The organism is Flavitalea antarctica, assembly GCF_054461535.1.
The window spans coordinates 40,458-63,816 of the sequence record NZ_JBTLQG010000002.1; the positions used below are offsets into that span (position 1 = coordinate 40,458).

Here is a 23,359-nt window from a genome sequence, read left to right on the forward strand (position 1 = left end):
CGCTGCCCCGGTTATCGCTCTAAGAATTTGTTAATTGTTAGTAATCTAATGAATTTTATGCGGCAAAATAAAAGGCTCCATAAAGAAGTGCGATACCGAAACCGATGAGGATGGTTCCGGATACTTTGTTGATCAGCGAAACATTATGCAGGGTCAACCTTTTGCGCAGTTTTCCGGCCATGATCACTTTAAGTATATCTGCTACAATATTGAAGACGAGGCAGACGGCAAAGATGATGATGCGTTCCCTGAAAGAATATTTTACGGCAAATGTAGTGGCAGTAGTAAGCCAGAAGATGAAGACGCTTGGATTAAGGGTATTGATAAGAAATCCACTGGAAAACAGTTTCACCATATCGAAGCCGCTGAATTTTACTAATTGGCCCTCCGCATCAGTTTTCAAAGTGATTTTTTTGAAAAACAAATAATATACGCCCATGGCCACCAGGAACAGGCTTCCGATATAAGCGATTATATTCCTGTGTTCAAGCAAGTCAGATACGAGGGCAGAAAAAGCATTACTGATCACCACAAGTAATATATCGCTGACCCAGACTCCGGCTACAAAACTAAATCCGCCAACGTGCCCGTTATTAATGCTCTGTTTAATGATAGTAAAAATGACCGGTCCCACCGAAAGTGCAAGAATGAATCCAAGAGTAATACCGCTTAAAAGTGCCTGCCACATCTGTTTGGAAAATCTAATAATTTATATTTTACCGGTCTCGAGGTATCGGGTCCATTCTTCGTTCATTTTGCCTTTCATAACCCGCGGGAATTTATGTTGGCCACCGATTTTACCCTTAAGTTCCATGAACTCCATAAACGCCGCTTCGGGCAGAATTCGTACATGGACATTTTTAAGGGCGCTTTCTCTCTCAACAGCGTAGTCATCATTAAGACCCCTGAGCTTCTCATCGATTTTTTTTCCTAACAAGTCTGCATCAACAGCATCGTCACAGGCCACATACCATTGATGAGCAAAAAATAATCCATCAGGTATGCCAGCTACAGTATATTCCGGGATGGAAATGTTCAGTTCATTTGTGACCAGTTGAATGGCCTTATTCATGTTATCAACAGAGAGATGTTCTCCCACGAGACTCAGAAAGTGTTTGGTTCTGCCCGTGATGATAATCTCCGATCTCTCCTTATTTACAAGCTTAACAGTGTCACCAATAAGATATCTCCATGCTCCGGCCATGGTACTCAGGAGAATCGCATAATTCTTGTTTTCTTCAAGCTCATGAATCATAAGCTTTTTTGAATTTGCCAGGAGATTTCCATCTGCATCAAAGTTCTGATCATCAAATGGTACAAATTCGAAAAATATATGTTCGCTGAGTGCAAGCCTCAGACCATCCGCATGCTGACGGTCCTGGTATGCAATAAACCCTTCTGAAGAAAGGTAGGTTTCGATATAGGTGAGCGGTTTTGCGATCAGCTTTTCAAATCCCTTTTTATAAGGTTCAAATGACACCCCGCCATGAACAAAAAAAGCGAGGTTCGGCCACATGTCATGAATCGTTTTGAGATTATACCTTTCGATAATCTTTTCCATGCACATCTGTATCCATGCAGGTACCCCTACTACAAAACTGATATCCCAGTTAGGCGCTTCTTCAACAATGGCCTCAATTTTCGTGTTCCAGTCCTTGGTGCGGGCGATTTTCTTGCCCGGTTTATAAAACGGAGAAAACCAGAAAGGAACTTTTTTAGCAGTGATCCCGCTTAAGTCCCCCGAATAATAACCCGGGCCTTTCTGAAGATCAGTACTGCCGCCTAACATCAACCAACCTTTACTGATGCTTTTTACAGGAATGTCATGGTAGGTTCGAAGACTCAACAATTGCTTGATCATGATGATGCGATTCCCGCGCATCAGGTCGTTGGTTATGGGAATATATTTGCTGGCTGATTCTGACGTACCTGAACTTAATGCAAAGAATTTTATTTTTCCCGGCCAGCAGATGTCGGGTTTTCCTTCAAGCGTTTTGTGCCACCATTGTTGGTATATCGCATTGTAATCGTAGGTGGGAACCAATTCCTGGAACTTCTTTTCAGGATATTTACTAAGCAGAATTTTATCAAAATGGTAAGCCTGACCGAACTCAGTAAACCTTGCCTTTTTTAGAAGCCGTTTCAAAACCTTGATCTGCTGCCGCATAGGAGACTTGGGCGGTAGTCTTAAGGCTTTCGCAATCGAACGAGGAAGCGATAACTCAATTAAGGCCATTAAAGAGTAGCAAGGGTTTATTTTGCTATTGCCAAAATTAGGGAATTAAGGCCACAAAAACAGCGTAACCCCTGTAAAATCAAGCGGATGAACACATTTGATTGAGGCTCACTTTTAGCAAAATAAAACAGCGGGATAAACGCAGTTTTCGGCGACAAAAACATTATCGCGTGATCAACCACTAACGCGGTAATAACTCAACAGAGCCCTGTTCGTTTTTTGAATTGCTGCCTATTATTGCCCCCGCTCTCGGATGAAAGATCTTATTCACAGGATTATGGTGCGCCTCCAATTGCGATACAAGCTGCGCTATTGAAAAATGATCGCCCAGGCAATACACGATCTCGTCTGCATCAGCATACTGAACAGCGTTGTCAATTATTTTCCGGTGTTGTTTTGTAATGGCCGCCAGAACCCTGATTGCACCTGCGTCACCAGTTGCAAATGATTTTGTAAACCCGCCTGCAGGCTCTGTGGTGCCTCTTTCATTGTTATTTAAAACCGTTCCCTTTGCCCTGATCGTTCCCTTTGCCCTGATCATTAGTTTCAAAAGAGCAGTATACATAGAGACAGATATACCGTTGAAATGCTTTTGCACAAACTGGATCATCGCGGTATAAAACCGGGCTGTATAAACCTTATCCTTACTCGTACTTTCACCTTTGAAATGAACGATTGTTGTATCAGCAAAATAGAAGTTTTTGAAACCTGCCAGTTTGATACGGTAACTCAGGTCAATATCTTCCGCATACATAAAAAATCGTTCGTCGAAACCACCGGTCACGTGTAATACAGCAGATCTTACCATCATCCATGCTCCGCTGAGAATCGCGACTTCATGTGTTTTCTTTTCATCGAGGTGACCCTCGTAATAACCAGCGAATACCCGGCTGCGTGGAAACGCGTTTATCAGCCCCGTCATTTTCATGAATGAGTTCCAGGATCCGGGAAAGCCGCGTTTAGATTCCGGAAGATATCTCCCCGATCCATCAATCATTCTTACGCCGCAGGCTCCCGCCTCCTGATCAGATTCCATAAAACGGATCGTCTTCACAAAACAATCTTCGGGAACCAGGGTGTCGGGATTTAAAAACAATATATACCGGCCATTTGCTTCTTTAATGAGCTTGTTATTCGCTTTCCCGAAACCCAGATTTTCTGGCGACCGGACAAACCTCACAGACGGAAAAAGCGGTTGCAGGTAGTCAACGCTGTTGTCATCTGAAGCGTTGTCAATCACCAACACTTCGGCTTGCCAGCCTTCCTCCAATTTCATATATTCGATTGACTGAATAACCGATAACAGGCAATGCTCCAGAAAGTAGCAAACATTATAATTTACAATTAGCACTGAAAGGATCATCGACCGCGAATTACGATTTTTTCAATCACAAGGCAAAATGTTAAAAAGTCGCGGCTCCTATGGAAAATCAGATCAATCCAATAAAAATTGATACATTTACATCTTTCAATCTATTTTTTGTGACGCTGACATTTAAACAATTCGAAAAAATTTCTAAAGCGCTGGGCGATAGTAACCGGCTGAAGATTCTTCATTTTATTTCCAATAAAGGAGGATGTGGTCAGTGCTCTGACATCCATACTGTTGTTGACCTGGCGCAGCCATCGATCTCTCACCACGTTAAGATACTGGTTGAGTCGGGGCTTATCGAACCCGAAAAGGAAGGCCGAAATCACAAGTATACGCTTAATGAGCAGATGCTTGATCTCTATATTCGGATGTTGCAGGATTTGAAGCATTGCAGTGGGAAAGTGAGTGATCTTAAATCGAACGATCTCAAACATGCCGAATAACAATCGTGATGGTAGAAAAATAGTGATTAGCAGTCTTTTATGCATAATTTAAAAATTAAAATTAATACATGCGTCGGTCCGCTCAATTTCGGTTTCACTTCTTTAAAAACGCTTTGGGAGCAACGTCCTGCGTGTCGGAACTCCAGGCATATAGAATTCGCTAGTAAACGGGCTTTTTTTTGCCCAAAAACATTGAAAGTTGTAAATATATAAATGAATAAATATTTCACAAACCAAAAAACACTTCGTATGTCAAATCATCTGTTCAGTACTTATCAACTCGGAAATATTCATTTGCAGAACCGGGTAGTGATGTCGCCCATGACAAGGTCGCGCGCTATCGGGAACATACCCAATGCGCTGATGGCTGGCTATTATGCGCAACGCGCCACGGCTGGTCTGATCATCACTGAGGGAGTATCACCTTCACCTAACGGCCTTGGATACACAAATATTCCCGGACTTTTCAACGAAGAACAGGTAAACGGCTGGAAACTGGTCACTAAAGCAGTTCACAAAAGCGGCGGAAGGATTTTTGCGCAATTGATGCATACCGGCCGGGTTGGTCATGTTTCCAATCTTCCCGCGGGTGGCACAGTACTTGGCCCTTCTGCGGTTACTGCTGCCGGTCAAATCTGGACCAACACCGGCCTGCAGGATCATTCAAAACCGCGTGCAATGACCATTGCCGAAATTAAGCATGCGCAGAAGGAATATGTTGACGCGGCAAAAAATGCAGTAGAGGCTGGCTTCGACGGGGTTGAACTACATGCAGCCAATGGATATTTGTTCGAGCAGTTCCTTTCGCCATTCAGTAATCTCAGGACCGACGAGTATGGCGGTTCAGTAGAAAACCGGAGCAGGTTTGTGATAGAGACCGCTGTTGCAGTGAGCGCCGCCATCGGAGCAGAGCGTGTTGGCATCCGGATTTCTCCATTCAGTACTTATAATGACATGCCCGTATACGATGAAATCGAAGCGACTTATATTTATCTCGCTCAAAAATTGAACGAAACGGGTATGGCTTATATCCACCTGCTCGAAAATGGGGAGAAAATGGTTCCACTTTCGTTGAAAAAAGCTATTGGTAAGTGGTTTACTCAAACCATCATCCTCGCAGGCAACTACGACAGGGAAAGAGCAGTTGACGACATCAGATCCGGGCTTGGAAATCTGATAGCTTTCGGGCGTCCGTTTATCAATAACCCGGATCTCGTAACACGTTTCAGGAATAACTGGACGCTGTCGGATAATCTTGATCCTTCTACATTTTTCAGTGGCGGCGAAAAGGGTTACATTGACTATCAGCCTTACCAGGATTCAGCTATCGCGGTATGAGAATCTCTTCCTGGTGATACTAAAATCGGCGCTTAGGTTCCTATCTTTGCGCAATGTTAAAAGAAGCACTTATCAGCGCTACAGAGGCCGGGGCCAAAGTAATGCAGTACTATTTCAATAACAAGGATCTAAAGGTCACCAGCAAGGAAGGCATCAACAACCTCGTCACAGAAGCTGATCATGCTTCAGAAAAAGCAATCATTGAAACAGTCAGGGAGTTTTTCCCAGGACATTTCATTCTTAGTGAGGAATCCGGTGAGATCATCATGGATTCCGAATATAAGTGGATCATTGATCCGATAGACGGAACTGTAAACTACGCGCATGGCATCCCGATTTGTTGCGTCTCGATAGGGATCGAACAGAACGGTAAGATGATCATGGGCGCAGTTTACAATCCGTTCCTTAAAGAGTTTTACTTCGCAGAAAAAGGAAAAGGCGCCATGCTCAATGGTTTGCCAATCGGTGTCAGCACCGTTTCGACAGTGATCGATTCGTGCCTTGTTACGGGATTTCCCTACACTTATCTCGATGTGCCAAACGGCCCGCTTGAATGCTTCGACCGCTTTATCCGGAGAGGAGTGCCTGTCCGCAGGCTCGGTTCTGCAGCCATGGATCTTTGTTGGGTTGCGGCCGGTAGATTTGACGGCTTCTACGAACATAAGCTGCAGGCGTGGGACAGTGCAGCCGGGTTCCTCATCGTTGAAGAAGCAGGCGGCAAGGTAACCGATTACCAGGGAGACTATTACTCACCTTACCAGCCAAACATTCTGGCCACTAATGGTAAAATTCATGAGGAATTGCTATTGTGGATCCAGGGCAAATTGTGAGTTAGCCAATCCTGGTCAGGAGTGACCAGCGGTGAAATGAAGCTATTTGTACCCACAGCATCTGACCTAAACAAAAAATACAATGTCCGACAACAGAACAGAAATAGCGTCAATTGGAGAGTTTGGTCTTATCAGGTATCTCACCCAGAATATCGAAATTCAGAATGCGTCGACCGTGTTGGGGGTCGGGGATGATGCCGCCGTTATCGATCACTTCGGAAAGCAAACTGTTATTTCAACGGATATGCTTGTAGAAGGGATTCATTTCGACCTCATGTATACTCCGCTTAAACATCTTGGCTACAAAAGTGTGATCGTGAACCTGAGCGATATCTATGCGATGAACGCTACACCGACACATGTCACCATGAGCATAGCATTCAGTAACCGGTTCAGTCTCGAAGCGTTACAGGAGTTTTATGACGGGGTTTACGCGGCTTGCGAAAAATACGGCGTAGACCTGATCGGGGGGGATACAACCTCCTCACAGAAAGGCTTTGTTATCTCGGTTACTGCCATCGGCGAAGTAACGCCTGATAAATTTGTAAAGCGTAGCGGTGCCAAAAAAGGGGATCTTCTCTGTTGCAGCGGATATCTCGGTTCTGCTTATGTCGGCCTGCTGTTTCTTGAAAGAGAAAAGAAGATCTACCTGGAAAATCCACAGGTTCAACCTGACCTGGAGGGCGAAGATTATGTTATCGGCAGGTTATTGAAACCTGAGGCAAGAAAGGATATCATTGAATTTTTTGAGACTTCCGGGATTATGCCGACTGCCATGATGGACATTAGTGATGGCCTCAGTTCCGAGATTTTACATATTTGTGAACAAAGCCAGGTCGGATCAGTAATATATGAGGATAAATTGCCGATCGAGGACAGGATGAAACAGGCGGCATATAAGTTCGAAATCGATCCTACTGCCTGTGCACTGAGCAGCGGCGAAGACTATGAATTATTGTTCACGATACCGCAATCTGACTATGATAAGCTCGTTCTTAATGAAGAGATCAGTGTAATCGGTTATATCACCGACCTGGCTGAAGGATCGCATATAATCACAAAGGGCGGCAAGAAACATCCGGTCACCGCACAGGGATGGAACGCCTTTAAACAGTAACAGTTAAACGGTAAGGGTTGAAATTCAGCCATAAAAATATAGCGGGGTAAGACTGGGAATGAAAAAAAATTCAATACCTGTATTTTTGTTGGTTTTGACTTTTGTGGCGTCCTGCGGCAGTTCACGAAAATCATTTGTCGCAGAAAAAAAGTACCCGAAATCAGCTCTGCAGAAGGACTATACGCTGTTTCGCAACGTACTGGAAGAATCCCACCCAAGTTTATACTGGTTCACTCCCAAAGATAGCATGGACTATTATTTTGACCAGGGCTTCGCCCGGTTGAGAGATTCCATGACAGAACGTGAACTGAGAACCGTACTCAGTTTTGTGGTTTCAAAAATGAAATGCGGTCATACCGCGGTAAGGTATTCAAAATATTATTCCGCATACCTTGACACAGCGAGGCTCAAGATCTTCCCCTTAAGTATCAAAGCGTGGGAAGATACTATGGTTGTAACTGCTAACCTTAACCGCAACGATTCTGTTATCCGCAGAGGAACAATTATCACTGCCATAAACCGTGTTCCCGTCACCAAACTGATTGATACCGTTTTCAATTACCTCTCAGCCGATGGTAACGCTATTACCGGTAAATATCAGGCGATCAGTAACCGTGGCAACTTCGGAGCATTTTATAAAAACATATATGGGTTGCCTGACAGCGTTGATATCAGCTATTATGATCGCTGGAATCAGCATCAGACAACCCGGATATCCGTATATGATCCTGCAGCTGATACTGTTGACAGGCGGAAACAGGTAACGACCAGGCGGCCGAGCCGGGAGGAGGAGAAATTTATCTCCATGCACTCCGCCCGTAATGTGCAGGTTGATACGACGCTGCGGTCGGCGTTTATGACTGTCAATACTTTCTCGAGGGGCCATAAACTGAAGTCCTTCTTCCGGAAAAGTTTTAAGACGATGAAGCAGCTGGACATCCGGTACCTGGTCATCGATGTTCGTACGAATGGCGGTGGTGACGCAAGTAATTCAACGCTGCTTACCAGGTATATCACAGACAAAAACTTCAAACTGGCAGACAGCCTGTATGCTGTCACCAGGAGAAGCCGCTATCGAAATCATATCGAAATGCAACCCCTTTATTGGCTGATGATGCAGTTTATCACACACAAGGGGCGCGATGGCAAATATCACTTTGGTTACCTGGAAAGGCATGTTTTCAAACCCAAACGCAAAAACCATTTTGACGGCGATGTTTTTATACTGACCGGGGGAAACTCGTTTTCCGCGACTGCCTTGTTCGCAAAAAAACTGCAGGGGCAATCGAATGTCAGGATTATTGGCGAAGAGACGGGCGGCGGGGCTTACGGAAATTCTGCCTGGATGTTACCTGATGTAACGCTTCCTGCAACGGGCCTGCGATTTAGTTTACCGAAATTTCGGCTGGTGATGGATCGGGAGAAAGTTGCAGCCGGCCGCGGGGTTATGCCGGATATAGAAGTCCTTCCCTCAGTGGAATCTATCCGGAGAGGAATAGATCCTAAAGTCGAAGTAATCAAAGAGATCATTCTTTCAAAAAATGCGACGGTGCACCAAAAGCTTTAGGAGTTTATGACCCGGATAACATTATAGTCATCATCAAACACCACCAGGTTCGCCAGGTAATGTTCCTGGATCTTTCCGGTAAGGATGTCGCCCTGTAACAAATTTCCGGGATATTCGGCGGCCATCCTCAGTGATTCTTCGGGGGGGATACCCACTTTCTCTATTCCGTTTTTAACAGATTTCATCATGGTGAGTGAGGATCCGCTAAGAGTACCATCAGGTAAGGTATAACGGTCATTGTTGAAGATATGCTGATAGGATCCGGTCTTCGATTCGGCAACGGCATCGGTGATATAAAACAGTCTTTCAGCCATCATTTTTTTTGCGATCCTTACCGCCGCAAAATCCACATGAATTCCATCACACACGATACTGCTCATAACATTGGGGTCGTTAAATATCGCACCCACAACACCGGGCTCACGGTGCTGAAGCCCGGTCATTGCATTGTACAAATGGGTTGCGGCCATTATACCATGACCAAAGCCAGTTTGTGCTTCATTATAGGTTGCATTTGTGTGACCAGCTGATACAATACCTACATTCTCCAACAGGAATTCCACCACCTCCTCGCTGCAGACTTCAGGAGCGATAGTGATCATTTTAATTACGTCACCACCTTTATCCATCAGCATTTTCAGCTCATCCAGCACGGGCTTTTTGATATATTGCTCAATATGTGCGCCCTTCTTTTTCGCGTTTATGTATGGCCCTTCAAGATGCAGTCCAAGTAATCCCTGCCCGCCTTCCTGCCAGTATGATCTCACTGCCACAATTCCCTTGAGAAAGGTATCGATCGAATTAGTGGCCAGCGTGATCATAAATTGTGCTGCGCCACCTGCTTTCGAATACTGGTATGTTGCATCAAGCGTTTCATGATCAGGATTGTCGGAAAACATCCTGCCATTGCCGCCATAGATCTGCAGATCAATAAAAGCCGGCGCGATGTTATAACCACCTATATCTATAACGTTGTATCCACCGGGAATCGAATCGTAATCCACCACGTCGGTGATAATTCCCATATCGGCAAGGATAGCTTTTCCCTCCTCGAAGCTGTCACCCGTAAAGATCTTTGCATTTCTATAAGCTGTTGCCATGTTCTGTATTTTCGGTTATAACTGACGAATGACGGGTTTGGTTTATAAGTGATCAGTTTAGCTAATCGTCAGGTCAGGCTCAGGTTTGTATCAGGAAGTCGTCTGCATCATTCAGGAAAGGCAGTTTGGTCCGAACTTCTTCAAGCTTATTTTTATCCAGTAAGACCGTAGAAATATCTTCTTCATGCGATTTTGTGTATAGGATCTCTCCCATAGGATCTATCACCATACTATCGCCGCTGTGATAAACATTGTTGCCATCATTTCCCACGCGGTTAACGCCAACAACATAACATTGATTTTCTATAGCCCTCGCCTGCAGCAGTGTCTTCCAGGCAGTTACCCTTTTTTCGGGCCAGTTGGCAACATATACCAGCAGATCGTATTCAACACCCTTGTTTTTTCTTTGATCCGGCGGTAGCGGAACCTGTTCGAAAGAAGAGTCAGATTGCCTGGCCCAGACCGGGAACCTCAGATCATAACAGATCTGCAGATTAACCTTCCAGCCTTTTACCGAAGCAATGAGCCGCTTGTTGCCGGCAGTATAGAATTTGTCTTCGCCGGCATATGCAAAAAGATGTCGCTTGTCATAGTATCCAAGGTTGCCATTAGGAAGCATCCAGATCAGCCTGTTGAAATAATTTCCATTTTCACTGATAATAATACTACCGGTCAGGACTATTTTTTGCTCTGCACTTATCTTACGCATCCAGCTTACCGTGGATCCATCCATAGGTTCAGCAAGCAGAGCAGGATTCATACTGAAACCGGTGCTAAACATTTCAGGTAAGATCACAACTTCTTTTTTGCCGTTAAGGCTACGGATCTTTTTACCAAACATCTCGAGGTTTGCTTCTTTGTTTTCCCAGGCAAGGTGGGTCTGAATGGTTGTAATGCTAAGCGTTGACATAATTAAAAATGATGACTATCTTCAAAACTACAATATAACGGTGGGATAGTGATCCGCTACAGACACGGTTTTGGTAATGAAATATTTTACTTATTTTGTCATCCCTTTCGCCTGGGCCCACAATGATCGAGAATTACTATAAGACGCTTGAAGTTTCAAGGGACGCATCTGAAGACGAGATAAAAAAGTCTTACAGAAAACTCGCTCTTAAATATCATCCTGATAAAAATCCGGTCGGTGATAAACTTGCGGAGAGCAGATTTAAGGAAATTGTAGACGCATATCATGTACTTTCTGATAAGCACAGACGAGCGATTTATGATTATGACCTGGCAAAGGGATACCGGAGACCACGTAATGCACCCGATTCTTATCGTCGCGCAGAAAGAGCCGTTGAAAAACCGAGGCCAGCCGAGCCCCTGACCCACCAGCTTGTTCTCAAAAAACTAATCAGGATCAGGAAGCAGGTGGAGAGCGTCAGCAACAAAGCCAGGCTCAAACATGCCGAACTTTTTAAGGCTTTGAACGCCGCATTGAGCCTCAACAACATTGAACTACTTCGAAATTCCGGTGACACCAAAGTCTCACGACGCGCAATAGACGAAGTACTTATAGCAAGCAAGTGGCTTTCTGTTGAATATATTGATCGCATTACTGCCAAGCTGATAAAACTGGCAGGAGCTGATAACGAGAAAATTCTCGAGATACATCAGTTCAATAAAAAAAGGAAGAGGCGCGCAACGTTTGATAAATACCTGCCGGCGGTAACGATTTCGGCCATCATCATCATTATTTTCGTTGTCATCAACTTGCTTTAACGGCTTTAACAGTATTGCCCCTGTTAAGCCATCCGTCGCCTCAATCTCATCCCCGAACGCTTCTTATATTTGCAGCCTGTAATTCATGCGGATTCTTTGAAGACCGATGGCCTATCTTCCATGTTCAAATTACCGTTATGCACCGAATACTGATCGCTTTCTTCCTTATCGCTTCCATATCCGGATTTTCGCAGGATACTTCTTTCATCGCTGACATAGATCTCCAGAATGTTGAATATCCTTTTCCGGTAAAGTACATAACCGTAAACTCGCAGAAACAGGTTTTGCAGATGGCGTACATGGATCTTCCCGCCCAGGAACCCACAGGCGAGGCAATCCTCCTGTTGCACGGAAAAAACTTTTGTGCGGCGTACTGGGAACAAACAGCAAGAGATCTGGCGGCGTTGGGATTCCGGGTGATCATGCCGGACCAGGTTGGCTTTGGTAAATCTTCCAAACCGGAACATTACCAGTACAGTTTTCAGCTGCTTGCCCAGCATACACGAGCATTGCTTGATTCACTATATATAAAAAAGGTTATTGTGCTCGGTCACTCTATGGGCGGCATGCTTGCCACCAGGTTTGCTTTGATGTACCCCGAAATAACAGCCAAGCTCATCCTTGAAAACCCGCTAGGACTTGAAGACTGGAAACTGGATGTGCCTTATGTGCCGGTTGATACCTGGTACCAGGCGGAACTGAAACAAAACTATCAATCGATTAAGCAATACCAACAGACAAACTACTACGACAACAAATGGAAACCTGAGTATGATAAGTGGGTAAATCTCCAGGCCGGATGGACGAAAAACAGGAACTATACCCTCGTTGCCTGGAACTCTGCCCTTGTCTATGATATGATATTTACACAGCCGGTAGTATATGAGTTTAAAAACCTTACCATGCCTGTGCTACTCATCATCGGCCAGCGTGACAGGACCGCACTCGGGAAGGCAAATGTACCACCCAGGGTCCGTAGCTCTTTGGGCAACTATCCAAAACTCGGCAAACAAACCGCCAGGCAGATCGCTTCGTCAAGACTTGTCGAACTTGATGGTGTTGGCCACCTTCCACATATTGAGGCTTATGAAAAATTCAGGACGGCGATTATGAAGTTCCTGGTTAAATAAACCTACCTGGAGTTCCAGGCTAACAAAATAACCCGGTATTCCTCGTTACTAAAACCACCTGAAGTGTCAGGCTGAATAAAAAAAGCAGGTATTCCTCGTTACTAAATCCACCTGAAATCCCTGGTTGAATGAACCGAAGAGGAAGGCATTATCTATATTAAAAACTCCCGAATATTTTTAATAGGTTCCTGAATCTGATATTATTAAATTTGATGTTCTCATTATTTCTCCTCCCAACGCCCTGCTTCCATAGATAAAGTTTATATACAATTGCAAAAAAATTGAAGGACTATCTGATTATACATGAGTAGTATAAAATTGAAATGTTTGAGTTTGCTGGTGATGATTGCCGGTTATCACAATGCAAAATCTCAGGTGCTTACCATGGAAGAAGCTTTGCAAACAGCCATTGCGAATTATCGGACTATACAGGCAAAACAAAACTACCTGGGAGCCTCAAAGGCAAACGAAAAATACAGCCGTCGCGAGGCCCTGCCGAATTTTACACTCGCAGCTCAACAGGGTTATGGAACCGTAAATGGACAAAATGGTCCATTGTATGGGTTTGGCGGATTAGGGGTGGCGTCCTCCGGCCTGCCTCTCCCGAATCAAAACTGGAACGCAGCATTCGGTGCTCTTTATCTTGCAAACTTCAACTGGGACTTTTTTGCATTTGGAAGGGTTCGCAAGCGCATCGAGGTGGCCACGAAGGAAGTAGAAAGGGAAGAAAAGGATTACCAGCAGGAACTCTTTCAGCACCAGGTTCGGGTTGCCGGGGCTTATTTGAATTTACTGGCTGCTCAAAGGCTTACCCTTTCCTGGGAGAAAAACCTCGCACGCGCCGACACATTTAAACTGGTCGTTACCGCGAGAGCAAAAAACGGACTCATCGCCGGCGTTGATTCCTCCCTGGCTAACGCCGAATTGTCGAGCGCAAGGTTGCAACTCATACGGTCAAAGGATGCGGAGCAGGAAATGGCAAACAGGCTTGCGGTTTTGATGGGCATCCCGGATAAGGAACTGATTGCAGACACCGTTTTTATCACCCGCATTCCGTCGATTCTTCAAACTCCTTCTCCGGACCCGGCAACACATCCTATCCTCGGGTGGTACCAAAAAAGAATCGAGGTCAGCGATGCCCAGACAAAATATCTCAGGAAGCTTAGCCTGCCCGTGTTTTCAATGTTCAGTGTTATTCAGACAAGAGGTTCGGGGTTCAGATCAAACTATGCCCAGGATCAAACTGCATTCAACCAGAATTATCTGAAAGGTATCGAGCCCTCGCGATCCAACTATCTCGTGGGCATAGGAGTGTCCTGGAACCTCACCAACCCTCTGAGGGTAAGTCAGCAGGTAGCTTCACAAAATTTTATTTCGTCGGCAATGCGTGATGAGTTTGAACTTACCAATCAGCAGATAAAAGCACAGCTCGCGCTTGCTGAGATAAAAATTGCCAATGCCCTGGCCACTTACCAGGAAGCTCCGTTGCAGGTGAAAGCTGCTTCCGATGCCTACCTGCAAAGAACCGTTTTATACAGGAATGGACTCACTACCATTGTTGACGTTACGCAATCATTATATGCTTTGAACCGCGCTGAGACTGACCGGGATATTGCATATAATAATGTGTGGCAGGCGTTCCTGCTTAAAGCCGCTGCCGGAGGGGACTTCCAAATGTTCATTAACGGGTTGAAAACGAACTGATCTGATTTATGGGATTAATAAAAAGTGCACTTCGCAAACCGATAAGCATATTAGTGCTGGTTGCAGGCATATTGTTTTTTGGAGTAAATGCAGTGCGCAATATCAAGGTGGATATTTTCCCGGCAATGAACTTACCGGTGATTTACATTTCGCATCCTTTTGGCGGATACACTCCCACCCAGATGGAAGCGCTGTTTGGTAAACAGTACGTGAACATCCTGCTTTTCGTAAACGGGATCAAGTCGATCGAGACAAGAAATATTCTTGGCCTCACGCTGATGAAGCTGACTTTCTATCCGTCAACAAATATGGCCCAGGCAGCGGGGGAGCTTTCGTCTTTTTGTAACCGGGTGCAGGCAGTATTCCCCCAGGGATCAAACCCGCCTTTCATTATTCGTTTCGATGCCTCCACGCTCCCTGTCGGTCAGCTTGTACTAAGCAGCCCCACGAGATCAAACAATGAACTGGCAGATATGGCGAACGTCTATGTTCGCTCATCGTTTACATCTATCCCGGGCCTGGTTGCCGCGCCTCCTTTTGGCGGTAATGTTCGCTCCATCCTCATCAAGGCCGATCCCGAATTGTTACGTTCGCACAATCTCACCCCGGACCAGCTTGTGGAAGCACTGCGGGTAAACAATCAAACCACACCATCAGGTAATGTGCGGATCGGGGATTACAACTATTTCACACCAACAAATACAATCATTAAGACCGTTAAAGACTTTGAAAATATCCCGCTGTTTAAAGGAGGGGTTCAAAATCTTTATCTAAAGGATGTTGCCGTTGTTGAGGACGGTGCGGACCAGACGTCCGGTTATGCGCTGGTTAATGGAAAGAGATCCGTGTATCTGAACGTAGCCAAATCGGCTGACGCATCCACCTGGGAGGTAGTTCAGAATCTCAAAGCCAGCCTGCCACGGTTCCAGGCTTTGTTGCCCGAGGACGTGAAGCTGTCCTATGAATTCGACCAGTCGGCTTATGTAATGAATGCTGTCAAAAGCCTGATGATTGAAGGCGCCATAGGGGCAATCCTGACAGGGCTGATGGTGCTCATGTTCCTGGGAGATGCCCGGGGAGCGCTGATCGTTATCCTGACTATTCCGGCATCAATTATTGCGGGTGTTTTGTTCCTGCAGCTATTTGGCCAGACCATAAACATCATGACCCTCAGTGGCCTTTCACTAGCAATCGGGATCCTGGTCGATGAATCGACGGTAACCATTGAAAATATTCACCAGCATTTTGATATGGGCAAACCAAAGGCCCTCGCTATCTGGGATGCGTGTAAGGAAATAGCTTTTCCGAAATTGCTGATCCTGTTTTGTATCCTGGCAGTGTTCGCACCGGCTTTCACAATGACCGGCATTCCGGGTTCACTGTTCCTGCCGCTTGCACTGGCCATTGCGTTTTCTATGATCACATCATACCTGCTTTCCCAGACGTTCGTGCCTATCATGGCTAACTGGATCATGCGCAACAAACATGAAAAGGGAAAATATAAAAAAGGAAACCCTGATAATTTCGTTCACTCCGCGTCCGAAGAAGTGGAGAAAACGATCGTGGCAACAGATGATGCCGGATTACCAATTTATACGGTTGCAAAACCGCAAAGCAATACCAGGCTTACTCCTTTTGAACGGTTACGCGCGCGTTACCTGAGGTTCATCAACAGGATGATGCCATATAAGCCAGTTATCGTTTCTGCATATCTGCTACTGACCATCGGAGCCGCCGTCTACTTATTCGCCAACACCGGTCGGGATGTACTTCCAAAAGTCAACTCCGGCCAGTTTCAACTCCGGCTCCGCGCGCCTGATGGAACAAGAATAGAACGCACCGAAGAAAAACTGGTGCGGGCGATAGGGGAACTGGAAGGAATGATCGGGAAAGAAAATATCGGGATAACCTCCGCATATGTCGGATCTCATCCGGCCTTATTTTCAGTAAGTCCAATTTATCTCTTTATGAGCGGGCCCCATGAAGCTGTTCTGCAGGTAAGTCTGGCGGAAGGTTACCACGAAAAAATGGATGCTTTGAAAGAAAGGTTCCGGAAGAGACTTCATGATGCTATGCCCGATGTCAGTCTTTCATTTGAGCCGATTGAACTGACCGATAAGATTCTCAGCCAGGGCTCACCAACGCCTATTGAAATAAGGATAGCTGGCAGAACAAAAAAAACAAATGAAGAATACGCCTATAAGCTGATGGACGAACTGAAGAAGATCTCCTACCTGAGAGATGTACAGATTGCACAATCTATAAAGTATCCGTCGTTCAACATTACGATAGACCGGATACGCGCTTCACAGCTTGGTGTGGATGTCACGGATATTTCAAGGTCACTGATAGCTTCAACCTCATCATCGCGATACACAGAAAAAAATCAGTGGATAGATGAAAAGGCAAATCTCACTTACAGCGTACAGGTAATGGTTCCGGAAAACCAGATGACCAGTATTGAGAGCATCGGTGAAATACCAATTCTTAAAAATGTTTCCAGACCAGTGCTCAGTGATGTGGCCACCATTACGCCAGATACAACCTATGGTGAAAATGATAACCTTGGTTCGGTTCCGATTCTTTCTGTGACAGCAAATCTGCACGAAGTTGATCTGGGCACCGCCACGGCTTCTGTTAACGAAGCCATCAGGAACCTGGGAGAATTGCCGCGTGGACTTACTATGGAAACGATTGGCCTGAGTACAGTACTTACGGAAACCCTGGATAGCCTGCAATCCGGCCTCATCGTGGCAATCCTGGTGATCTTCCTGATGCTTTCCGCAAATTTCCAGTCTTTCAAGGTTTCATTCGTAATTCTTACCACTATACCTGCGGTTGTACTTGGCGCATTGATAATGCTAAAGCTAACAGGCTCAACTTTGAACCTGCAGTCTTATATGGGTATCATTATGTCTGTCGGGGTTTCTATTGCAAACGCCGTATTGCTCATTACCAATGCAGAGCATTTGCGAAGAATCTCAGGCAATGCTGTTACTGCGGCTAAGGAAGCAGCTGCTCTGCGTATCCGGCCGATCATTATGACTACTCTGGCTATGGTGGTGGGGATGATCCCAATGGCAGCAGGTTTTGGAGAGGGTGGCGATCAGGCTTCGCCTCTGGCAAGGGCGGTAATCGGTGGTCTGATTGCATCTACCTTTGCTACATTGATTGTGCTGCCATTGATATTTTCATGGATCCAGAAAAAAACAAGCATTGTATCCGTTTCACTCGATCCGGAAGATAAGGAGAGTCGTTTCTATGTCGGAGACAACGCTTAAAAAGCTACTATAACTGCTAATTATTATAACTGCAAATGATGAACAAAGCGTTAGGGATTTTAAGGATAGGAGCCGCAGCCATGATCTTTGCGAGCCTGGTCACCTCCTGCGAATCCCCCGAATCAGAAGCTGAGATAAAAAAGCCTGCAACCCCTGTTGTGCCTGCCCACGAACTGGCCGTATTGAAAAAAGATAAAATATCTACGTCCTTCCGCAGCCCGGGAGAGTTGATCGCAAATCAGCAGGTGGACCTTTACGCCAAAGAGGTAAGCTTTGTCAAAAAACTTTTTGTTGATGTAGGAAGCCAGGTGAAAACAGGCCAGTTGCTTGCAACCATGGACGCTCCGGAACTTAGTACAAGACTCGCCGCCGCAGAGTCAAGGGTGAAGAGCCAGGAAGCGGTTTACCAGGCAAGCAAATCCAACTACGACAGGTTGTATGAAACCAGCAAAACGCCCGGTACTATTTCACCGAATGACCTGGAGCAGGCGGATGCGAGGAAAAATTCTGACCTCGCACAGCTTGAAGCTGCGCGTGCGCTGTTGAAGGAAGTAACAATTACCAGGTCCTACCTGGAGATTCGCGCGCCGTTCAGCGGTGTGATCACTGCCCGCAATATTAACCTGGGTGCGTATGTAGGGCCATCAGGCAAGGGCTCGGAATTTCCCTTGTTCACGATCCAGCAGCAAGACAAGTTGCGACTGGTTGTCTCTGTTCCCGAAGCTTATACCGGTTACCTGCGTAACCTTGACCAGGTAAACTTCACCGTAAGAGCCATGCCCAATGAAAAGTTCAAAGCAAAAATCGCACGTCTGGCTGGTGCACTTGATACCCGGCTACGATCAGAAAGAGTGGAGATGGATGTGACGAATACCGGTAAAAAATTATTGCCGGGGATGATCGCTGAGGTTGACATTCCAATGCCTGCACGGGATAGTACTTTTGTAGTCCCCAGGACGGCGATCGTGAATTCACAGGAAAAGGTATTTGTAATCCGTGTGCGCGACAACAAGGCTGAATGGGTTACGGTTAGCCGTGGCCGTGAGTTCAATGGCCAGGCAGAAATATTTGGTGAACTTGCGGTGGGCGACCTGATCGTTAAACAAGCCAATGAAGAGATACGCGACGGTTCGGCTATAAGAAGTGCAAAAGTCCAATAGGTGGTATTCCGTTTATGTATGCGGTATCGGGTTCATGTATCTGGTATTAAGTTCAGGTAACAGGTTTCAGGTCCATATAGGAGGGATTTAGCGCATGGAGGAGGGATTGAGTTCATTTGCAAGGTCTCGGGTTTATGCCGGGACTACAGCAGCTCAATAATCTGTTTTGATATTTTTATTGAACGGGATCTTCATCTGGTACCGGAGATTCTCATCATCACGATCATCTAAAACGTCCAGGCCGTAACGCAGGTTACGCGGATCATCATACGCAAAAGTTCCGAAGATGCGGTCCCACAAGGAGAAGATGTTACTGAAATTTTTGTCGGTATAGGGCCGCATATAATGATGATGAACCTTGTGCATGTTTGGTGACACAAGTATCCAGCTGATTGGCTTATCCAGCCATACCGGAACCCTGATATTGGCGTGGTTGAAATGTGTGAAGATGGCTGCAGTACTGCGATAAAGAAAATACATGCCCACAGGCAGGCCAATCAGGAACGCACCGATAATCGTAGTGCTTTCACGAAAAAGCCATTCACCGGGATGATGCCTTGTTCCGGTTGTAACATCCACCTTCGTATCACTGTGATGGATCATGTGGAATTTCCACATGAATTTCACTTTATGCATAATATAATGAGGGATGTACTGACCAAACAGGTCCATAAAGAAAAGGCCAAGTATTATCCGGGCCCAAAGTGGCATTTCAACCCAATTAAGTAAACCGAAGTCATTTTTGGTTACCCAATCGCAAACCCATAAGGTCACAGCACCAAATACCAGGTTGAGCAAAACAGTTGTTCCAAGAAAAACAAGGTTGGTTCCCGCATGCCTGTATCGCCGCCAGGAGAATGTAAACAGCGGGTAGTATCCTTCAATTAACCAGAAGAAGACCATTCCGCCAAGCAGGATCACCATCCTTTGCCAGGTGGCTATATGCTCCCAGAAATTCATGAAATCCTGCATAACAAGCACCGGGTTGTAACAGTAATTTACGGTTTTTCCGGGTTTATTTTTTCGCCTTCTTCCATGGCAGGAAATTGTAGTTCGCTGAACTCGTTTCCGCAATCATAACAATGATAAATGCCTTTTGAGCCGGTGCCGTATGTACCGGTGAATTTATCGATGATGCTTTTGAACCAATTCCGGCTTGTTTCAGGTTCTATCAGAAATTTGACTTTGGTCGACTGACATTCAGGACAAGCCCCCGCTTTGTTATATGCTTCTTCGAATCCGTTAATCAGGTGCAGGGCACGATCCAGCTGGTCGGTTATCACCATCAGTTTGATGCCGCCAATGGCGTTAGAGATAATCGGGTCTATGGTAACAGTATGTTCATCCTGCAGGTATGCCCTTATCCCTTCCTGCTCCAGCCTGGAGAGGATCATATTAGCGGGAATGTAATTATCGTAGGACCTGACTTGGGTGAACATTTTACTTGACTTGGAACACAAAAGAAAAAGCCAGGATTCAAACTGTTATTTGAACCTGACCTTTCAAAATTATAATCAAATGAGCGATGAAAAATGTTAATTACCTCAATACTGGTTGTCAAGCATGAGTTATACCACAACTCTGGTCGTTGAGCATAAGTGTTACCGCAACTCTAGTTGTTGAGCATAAGTGGCATCACCAGCATCATCAATTCTTCGTTTTCCTCCTGCTCGGTGGGTTTAATGATCCCTGCTTTTGTGGAAGTGGATAACTCAACGTTTATTTCGGGTGTATCTGCCGCATGCAGCAACTCAATCAGGAACTTCGCATTAAAGGCGATCTGGAGGTCTTCGCCATCATACTGGCATTTCATCCTTTCGTTACCCTCAAAGCTGAAGTCCACGTCCTGGGCAGCCAGCTGTAATTCGCTCCCCTGGATATTGAGGACAACCTGGTTCGTGCTTTTGTTACTGAAAATGCTCACCCGGCGAAGTGCGCCCTGGAAATCATTTTTATTGACAGTAAGTTTATAAGGGTTGTCTGCTGGTATTACCACCTTGTAATCCGGAAAACGGGCATCAATCAGCCGGCAACTCATCTGGGTAGTGCCATGTTTCACGAAAAGATGATTGCTGTTGTAACTGATAGTCAGCTCATCTTCATTGTCGGGCATGGCCGTTTTTAAGAGATTAAGGGGTTTTTTAGGAACGATCAGTGTGTCTGTTTTAGGGCAGCTGACATCAGTCCTTTTATACCTCACCAGCCTGTGCGCATCTGTGGCCACAAACTGGATCCCTTTTTTATCCATCTCAAAGAATACACCTGTCATTGCAGGACGTAAATCGTCATTCGAAACGGCAAAAAGCGTCTTGTTTATAGCTGTAACCAGGCCGGAAGAAGTAATGGTAAATGAAGTTGTTTCGTCGGCGACGGGTTCCTTCGGAAAATTGTCGGGGTTTTCACCCATTACCTTATACTTACCGTTATCGCTGGTAATCTCGATTCCAAAATTTTTATCGATATTAAAAGTCAGCGGCTGGTCAGGAATATTTTTTAATGAATCCAGGAGGATCTTCGCCGGTATACAGACGCGGCCATTATCCCTCGCTTCGATATCCATTTCAATTTTCATGACTGTTTCGAGGTCGGTGGCGACAACAGTCAGCTTGTTTTTTTCAATTTCGAACAAAAAGTCTTCCAGGATCGGCAATACAGTATTCGCATTAATTACTCCGCTGATCTGCTGGAGTTGTTTCAATAAGGCCGAAGAAGAAACGATAAACTTCATCTTACAATTGGTTTGCAGCGAAACTACTGATTTTTAGCATATATCGGGATGGTGTTAAGAACTTAAGCGCGATGTGTAAATCCTTGAATCGCATGGGAGATATTAGCTTTTTCCCATAGTCCGCAGAACATCGTTGATGAGATCTCTCTCGTATCCTTTCTGAAGCAGATAATCCTGCAATTTCCTTTTTTTGACAAATATGTTTTTCTCCCCTGCCAGTGATTCAAGTTTGTCCCCGCTTAACTTTTGAAAAACCCTATCGTAATCATCGGCGTCAATTTCTTTAAGACCTTTTTTGATATTGTAAGGGCTGACTCCTTTCTTCTTCAGTTCGTAGGTTATTTTGATCCTTCCCCATTGCTTCATCCGAAACTTTCCCCCGGCAAATTGCTGCGCGAATCTCTCTTCATTCAGATAATTTTCCTCGATCAGCCGGGAGATGAGTTCTTCCACCTGGGTTTGCCACAGCCCCAGGGAATAAAGCTTGTCCTTAACCTCAGAGTGACACCTTTCCTGGTAGCCGCAATAATATTTCAGCTTTTCGAAGGCCTGATCTATGGAAACGGAACCCTTTTGCTTTTGGGGAAAATGACTGTTCTTTTGATTATCCTCCGGCACTTACTGCTGCTTTTGCTGTTGCTGCTGCTGTTGTTGTTGCTGTATCATTTCCATGTACCGGCGGTATGAATTACTATTGTTATCCGCCTTTACCGGGTGGGGGCGCAACACCGTCGCCTTATCTTCGAGATGATGTCCGTCTTCATAACTTACCGATACCCCGACCTCCAGCTTGTGATTGGATGTTCCTTTGTAGGTACCCTTCACTGGTGAACAATCGTTAAAACTTCTGCCCACAGCCAGACGCACATGCAGATCATTTGTGACAACATTATTTGTCGGGTCCAGACCGAGCCAGCCATAATAGGGAATATATGCCTCGACCCAAGCATGTGTGGCGCCCTCACCGCGCATTCCATTCCGGTTGGGGCAAACATACCCACTCACATAACGGGCGGGAACATCAATCATCCGTAGCATTACGGACAAAACCTGGGCAAAATCCTGGCAAACGCCGGCTTTCAGCTTCCAAACCTCTTCCACTGTTGACTCAACGCTGGTTACGCCCTGAATATATTTGAAGTTTTTATATACGTAGCCGTTGAGCCTGATGCATGCCTGCAAAGGCGTGATTGACTTACTGTCGATACTGTCTGCAATAGCTTTGAGTTCGCCCTGGGATTCAAATCTCTCCTGTTTAAGAAAGTCAATATAAGGAACCGTCGACCTTAGTCTTTTGAGCTGTTCCCATTGATCCTCTTTGGAATGCGAATCCTGCGGAATCACCCTGCTGTGGGTGAAAACTTCAATCTTTGATTCGATCCTGAGTTCAGCATGCGGCTGAGCATGCATAAACGAGCCGACTTCATTCCCGTAATAATCGATGTAGGTGTCAATTGGCGGATTGCCTGTTATATGTAACTCTTGTTTAGATACGTCCTGGTAGAGGTCTTTCACCGGGTATAACATGATCTGATTGGCACTATCCCTTACCGGGACCTGGTAACTGTACTTAGTGATATGATGAATTTTAAAACGCGGCATCCTTTAATATTAGATTTTTTTGT

The 23,359-nt window shown here is 45.4% G+C and carries 20 protein-coding genes; 10 read left to right on the plus strand and 10 right to left on the minus strand.

Annotated elements, in window-relative coordinates; translation table 11 throughout:
* Positions 1–55 precede the first annotated feature (55 nt).
* The 3 genes from ACX0G7_RS02495 to ACX0G7_RS02505 form a co-directional block, all read right to left on the minus strand.
* The gene (locus tag ACX0G7_RS02495; protein ID WP_458921834.1) at positions 56–688 is read right to left on the minus strand and encodes a LysE family translocator; all 633 of its coding nucleotides are present in this window, start codon (positions 686–688) and stop codon (positions 56–58) included.
* Between the two features lie 21 nt (positions 689–709).
* Complete coding sequence (locus ACX0G7_RS02500) at positions 710–2,236, minus strand: GH3 family acyl-acid amido synthetase (RefSeq protein ID WP_458921835.1); 1,527 nt, start codon at positions 2,234–2,236, stop codon at positions 710–712.
* Positions 2,237–2,417: 181 nt separating this feature from the next.
* Positions 2,418–3,599: a glycosyltransferase family 2 protein gene (locus tag ACX0G7_RS02505; RefSeq protein WP_458921836.1), complete on the minus strand. Its 1,182-nt coding sequence runs from the start codon at positions 3,597–3,599 to the stop codon at positions 2,418–2,420.
* Positions 3,600–3,658: 59 nt separating this feature from the next.
* Here ACX0G7_RS02505 and ACX0G7_RS02510 point away from each other — a divergent pair, with 59 nt between their 5' ends.
* The 5 genes from ACX0G7_RS02510 to ACX0G7_RS02530 all read left to right on the plus strand — a co-directional run bounded on the left by ACX0G7_RS02510 (position 3,659) and on the right by ACX0G7_RS02530 (position 8,903).
* Positions 3,659–4,051, plus strand: coding sequence for an ArsR/SmtB family transcription factor (locus ACX0G7_RS02510; protein WP_458921837.1), 393 nt, complete (start codon positions 3,659–3,661; stop codon positions 4,049–4,051).
* Between the two features lie 249 nt (positions 4,052–4,300).
* Positions 4,301–5,389 carry an alkene reductase gene (locus ACX0G7_RS02515; RefSeq protein WP_458921838.1) on the plus strand — a complete coding sequence of 363 codons (1,089 nt, stop codon included), beginning with the start codon at positions 4,301–4,303 and terminating at the stop codon, positions 5,387–5,389.
* Positions 5,390–5,442: 53 nt separating this feature from the next.
* Positions 5,443–6,219: an inositol monophosphatase family protein gene (locus ACX0G7_RS02520; RefSeq protein ID WP_458921839.1), complete on the plus strand. Its 777-nt coding sequence runs from the start codon at positions 5,443–5,445 to the stop codon at positions 6,217–6,219.
* An 82-nt stretch (positions 6,220–6,301) separates the two neighbouring features.
* Positions 6,302–7,336 carry a thiamine-phosphate kinase gene (gene thiL / locus ACX0G7_RS02525; RefSeq protein ID WP_458921840.1) on the plus strand — a complete coding sequence of 345 codons (1,035 nt, stop codon included), beginning with the start codon at positions 6,302–6,304 and terminating at the stop codon, positions 7,334–7,336.
* Positions 7,337–7,394: 58 nt separating this feature from the next.
* Positions 7,395–8,903 (plus strand): S41 family peptidase, encoded by a 1,509-nt coding sequence (locus ACX0G7_RS02530; RefSeq protein ID WP_458921841.1) that lies wholly within the window; start codon positions 7,395–7,397, stop codon positions 8,901–8,903.
* Here the strand turns inward: ACX0G7_RS02530 and nagA are convergent.
* Both nagA and ACX0G7_RS02540 read right to left on the minus strand, forming a co-directional pair.
* The gene (nagA, locus tag ACX0G7_RS02535) at positions 8,900–10,003 is read right to left on the minus strand and encodes an N-acetylglucosamine-6-phosphate deacetylase (protein ID WP_458921842.1); all 1,104 of its coding nucleotides are present in this window, start codon (positions 10,001–10,003) and stop codon (positions 8,900–8,902) included. The genes ACX0G7_RS02530 and nagA overlap by 4 nt on opposite strands.
* Positions 10,004–10,082: 79 nt before the next feature.
* A complete protein-coding gene (locus ACX0G7_RS02540; RefSeq protein WP_458921843.1) occupies positions 10,083–10,913 on the minus strand; it encodes a nitrilase family protein in 831 nt (276 codons plus the stop codon).
* A gap of 122 nt (positions 10,914–11,035) precedes the next feature.
* On the opposite strand from ACX0G7_RS02540, the gene ACX0G7_RS02545 reads away from it, so the two are divergent.
* From ACX0G7_RS02545 to ACX0G7_RS02565, 5 genes are all read left to right on the plus strand, one after another.
* Positions 11,036–11,731, plus strand: coding sequence for a J domain-containing protein (locus ACX0G7_RS02545; RefSeq protein ID WP_458921844.1), 696 nt, complete (start codon positions 11,036–11,038; stop codon positions 11,729–11,731).
* 137 nt (positions 11,732–11,868) lie between these two features.
* Positions 11,869–12,861, plus strand: coding sequence for an alpha/beta fold hydrolase (locus ACX0G7_RS02550; protein WP_458921845.1), 993 nt, complete (start codon positions 11,869–11,871; stop codon positions 12,859–12,861).
* A gap of 327 nt (positions 12,862–13,188) precedes the next feature.
* On the plus strand, positions 13,189–14,565 hold the full coding sequence (locus ACX0G7_RS02555) for a TolC family protein (RefSeq protein ID WP_458921846.1): 1,377 nt from the start codon (positions 13,189–13,191) through the stop codon (positions 14,563–14,565).
* A gap of 8 nt (positions 14,566–14,573) precedes the next feature.
* The gene (locus ACX0G7_RS02560) at positions 14,574–17,846 is read left to right on the plus strand and encodes an efflux RND transporter permease subunit (protein ID WP_458921847.1); all 3,273 of its coding nucleotides are present in this window, start codon (positions 14,574–14,576) and stop codon (positions 17,844–17,846) included.
* A gap of 38 nt (positions 17,847–17,884) precedes the next feature.
* The gene (locus tag ACX0G7_RS02565; protein WP_458921848.1) at positions 17,885–19,006 is read left to right on the plus strand and encodes an efflux RND transporter periplasmic adaptor subunit; all 1,122 of its coding nucleotides are present in this window, start codon (positions 17,885–17,887) and stop codon (positions 19,004–19,006) included.
* Between the two features lie 153 nt (positions 19,007–19,159).
* Here ACX0G7_RS02565 and ACX0G7_RS02570 read toward each other — a convergent pair whose 3' ends face one another.
* The 5 genes from ACX0G7_RS02570 to ACX0G7_RS02590 form a co-directional block, all read right to left on the minus strand.
* Positions 19,160–19,978, minus strand: coding sequence for a sterol desaturase family protein (locus tag ACX0G7_RS02570; protein WP_458921849.1), 819 nt, complete (start codon positions 19,976–19,978; stop codon positions 19,160–19,162).
* Positions 19,979–20,004: 26 nt separating this feature from the next.
* On the minus strand, positions 20,005–20,445 hold the full coding sequence (locus ACX0G7_RS02575) for a putative signal transducing protein (protein WP_458921850.1): 441 nt from the start codon (positions 20,443–20,445) through the stop codon (positions 20,005–20,007).
* 173 nt (positions 20,446–20,618) lie between these two features.
* Entirely contained in the window at positions 20,619–21,734 is a 1,116-nt protein-coding gene (gene dnaN, locus ACX0G7_RS02580) for a DNA polymerase III subunit beta (protein WP_458921851.1), read from the minus strand.
* A 102-nt stretch (positions 21,735–21,836) separates the two neighbouring features.
* A complete protein-coding gene (locus ACX0G7_RS02585; RefSeq protein ID WP_458921852.1) occupies positions 21,837–22,352 on the minus strand; it encodes a regulatory protein RecX in 516 nt (171 codons plus the stop codon).
* Positions 22,353–23,336, minus strand: coding sequence for a transglutaminase family protein (locus ACX0G7_RS02590; protein ID WP_458921853.1), 984 nt, complete (start codon positions 23,334–23,336; stop codon positions 22,353–22,355).
* Between the last annotated feature and the right edge of the window lie 23 nt (positions 23,337–23,359).

Coding starts and splice junctions, on each gene's coding strand:
- ACX0G7_RS02575 (WP_458921850.1), bottom strand. CDS start 20,445: ATGTTCACCCAAGTCAGGTCCTACGATAATTACATTCCCGCTAATATG.
- ACX0G7_RS02560 (WP_458921847.1), top strand. CDS start 14,574: ATGGGATTAATAAAAAGTGCACTTCGCAAACCGATAAGCATATTAGTG.
- ACX0G7_RS02520 (WP_458921839.1), top strand. CDS start 5,443: ATGTTAAAAGAAGCACTTATCAGCGCTACAGAGGCCGGGGCCAAAGTA.
- ACX0G7_RS02515 (WP_458921838.1), top strand. CDS start 4,301: ATGTCAAATCATCTGTTCAGTACTTATCAACTCGGAAATATTCATTTG.
- thiL (WP_458921840.1), top strand. CDS start 6,302: ATGTCCGACAACAGAACAGAAATAGCGTCAATTGGAGAGTTTGGTCTT.
- ACX0G7_RS02505 (WP_458921836.1), bottom strand. CDS start 3,599: ATGATCCTTTCAGTGCTAATTGTAAATTATAATGTTTGCTACTTTCTG.
- ACX0G7_RS02500 (WP_458921835.1), bottom strand. CDS start 2,236: ATGGCCTTAATTGAGTTATCGCTTCCTCGTTCGATTGCGAAAGCCTTA.
- dnaN (WP_458921851.1), bottom strand. CDS start 21,734: ATGAAGTTTATCGTTTCTTCTTCGGCCTTATTGAAACAACTCCAGCAG.
- ACX0G7_RS02530 (WP_458921841.1), top strand. CDS start 7,395: ATGAAAAAAAATTCAATACCTGTATTTTTGTTGGTTTTGACTTTTGTG.
- ACX0G7_RS02510 (WP_458921837.1), top strand. CDS start 3,659: ATGGAAAATCAGATCAATCCAATAAAAATTGATACATTTACATCTTTC.
- ACX0G7_RS02570 (WP_458921849.1), bottom strand. CDS start 19,978: ATGCAGGATTTCATGAATTTCTGGGAGCATATAGCCACCTGGCAAAGG.
- ACX0G7_RS02540 (WP_458921843.1), bottom strand. CDS start 10,913: ATGTCAACGCTTAGCATTACAACCATTCAGACCCACCTTGCCTGGGAA.
- ACX0G7_RS02590 (WP_458921853.1), bottom strand. CDS start 23,336: ATGCCGCGTTTTAAAATTCATCATATCACTAAGTACAGTTACCAGGTC.
- ACX0G7_RS02565 (WP_458921848.1), top strand. CDS start 17,885: ATGAACAAAGCGTTAGGGATTTTAAGGATAGGAGCCGCAGCCATGATC.
- ACX0G7_RS02550 (WP_458921845.1), top strand. CDS start 11,869: ATGCACCGAATACTGATCGCTTTCTTCCTTATCGCTTCCATATCCGGA.
- nagA (WP_458921842.1), bottom strand. CDS start 10,003: ATGGCAACAGCTTATAGAAATGCAAAGATCTTTACGGGTGACAGCTTC.
- ACX0G7_RS02545 (WP_458921844.1), top strand. CDS start 11,036: ATGATCGAGAATTACTATAAGACGCTTGAAGTTTCAAGGGACGCATCT.
- ACX0G7_RS02495 (WP_458921834.1), bottom strand. CDS start 688: ATGTGGCAGGCACTTTTAAGCGGTATTACTCTTGGATTCATTCTTGCA.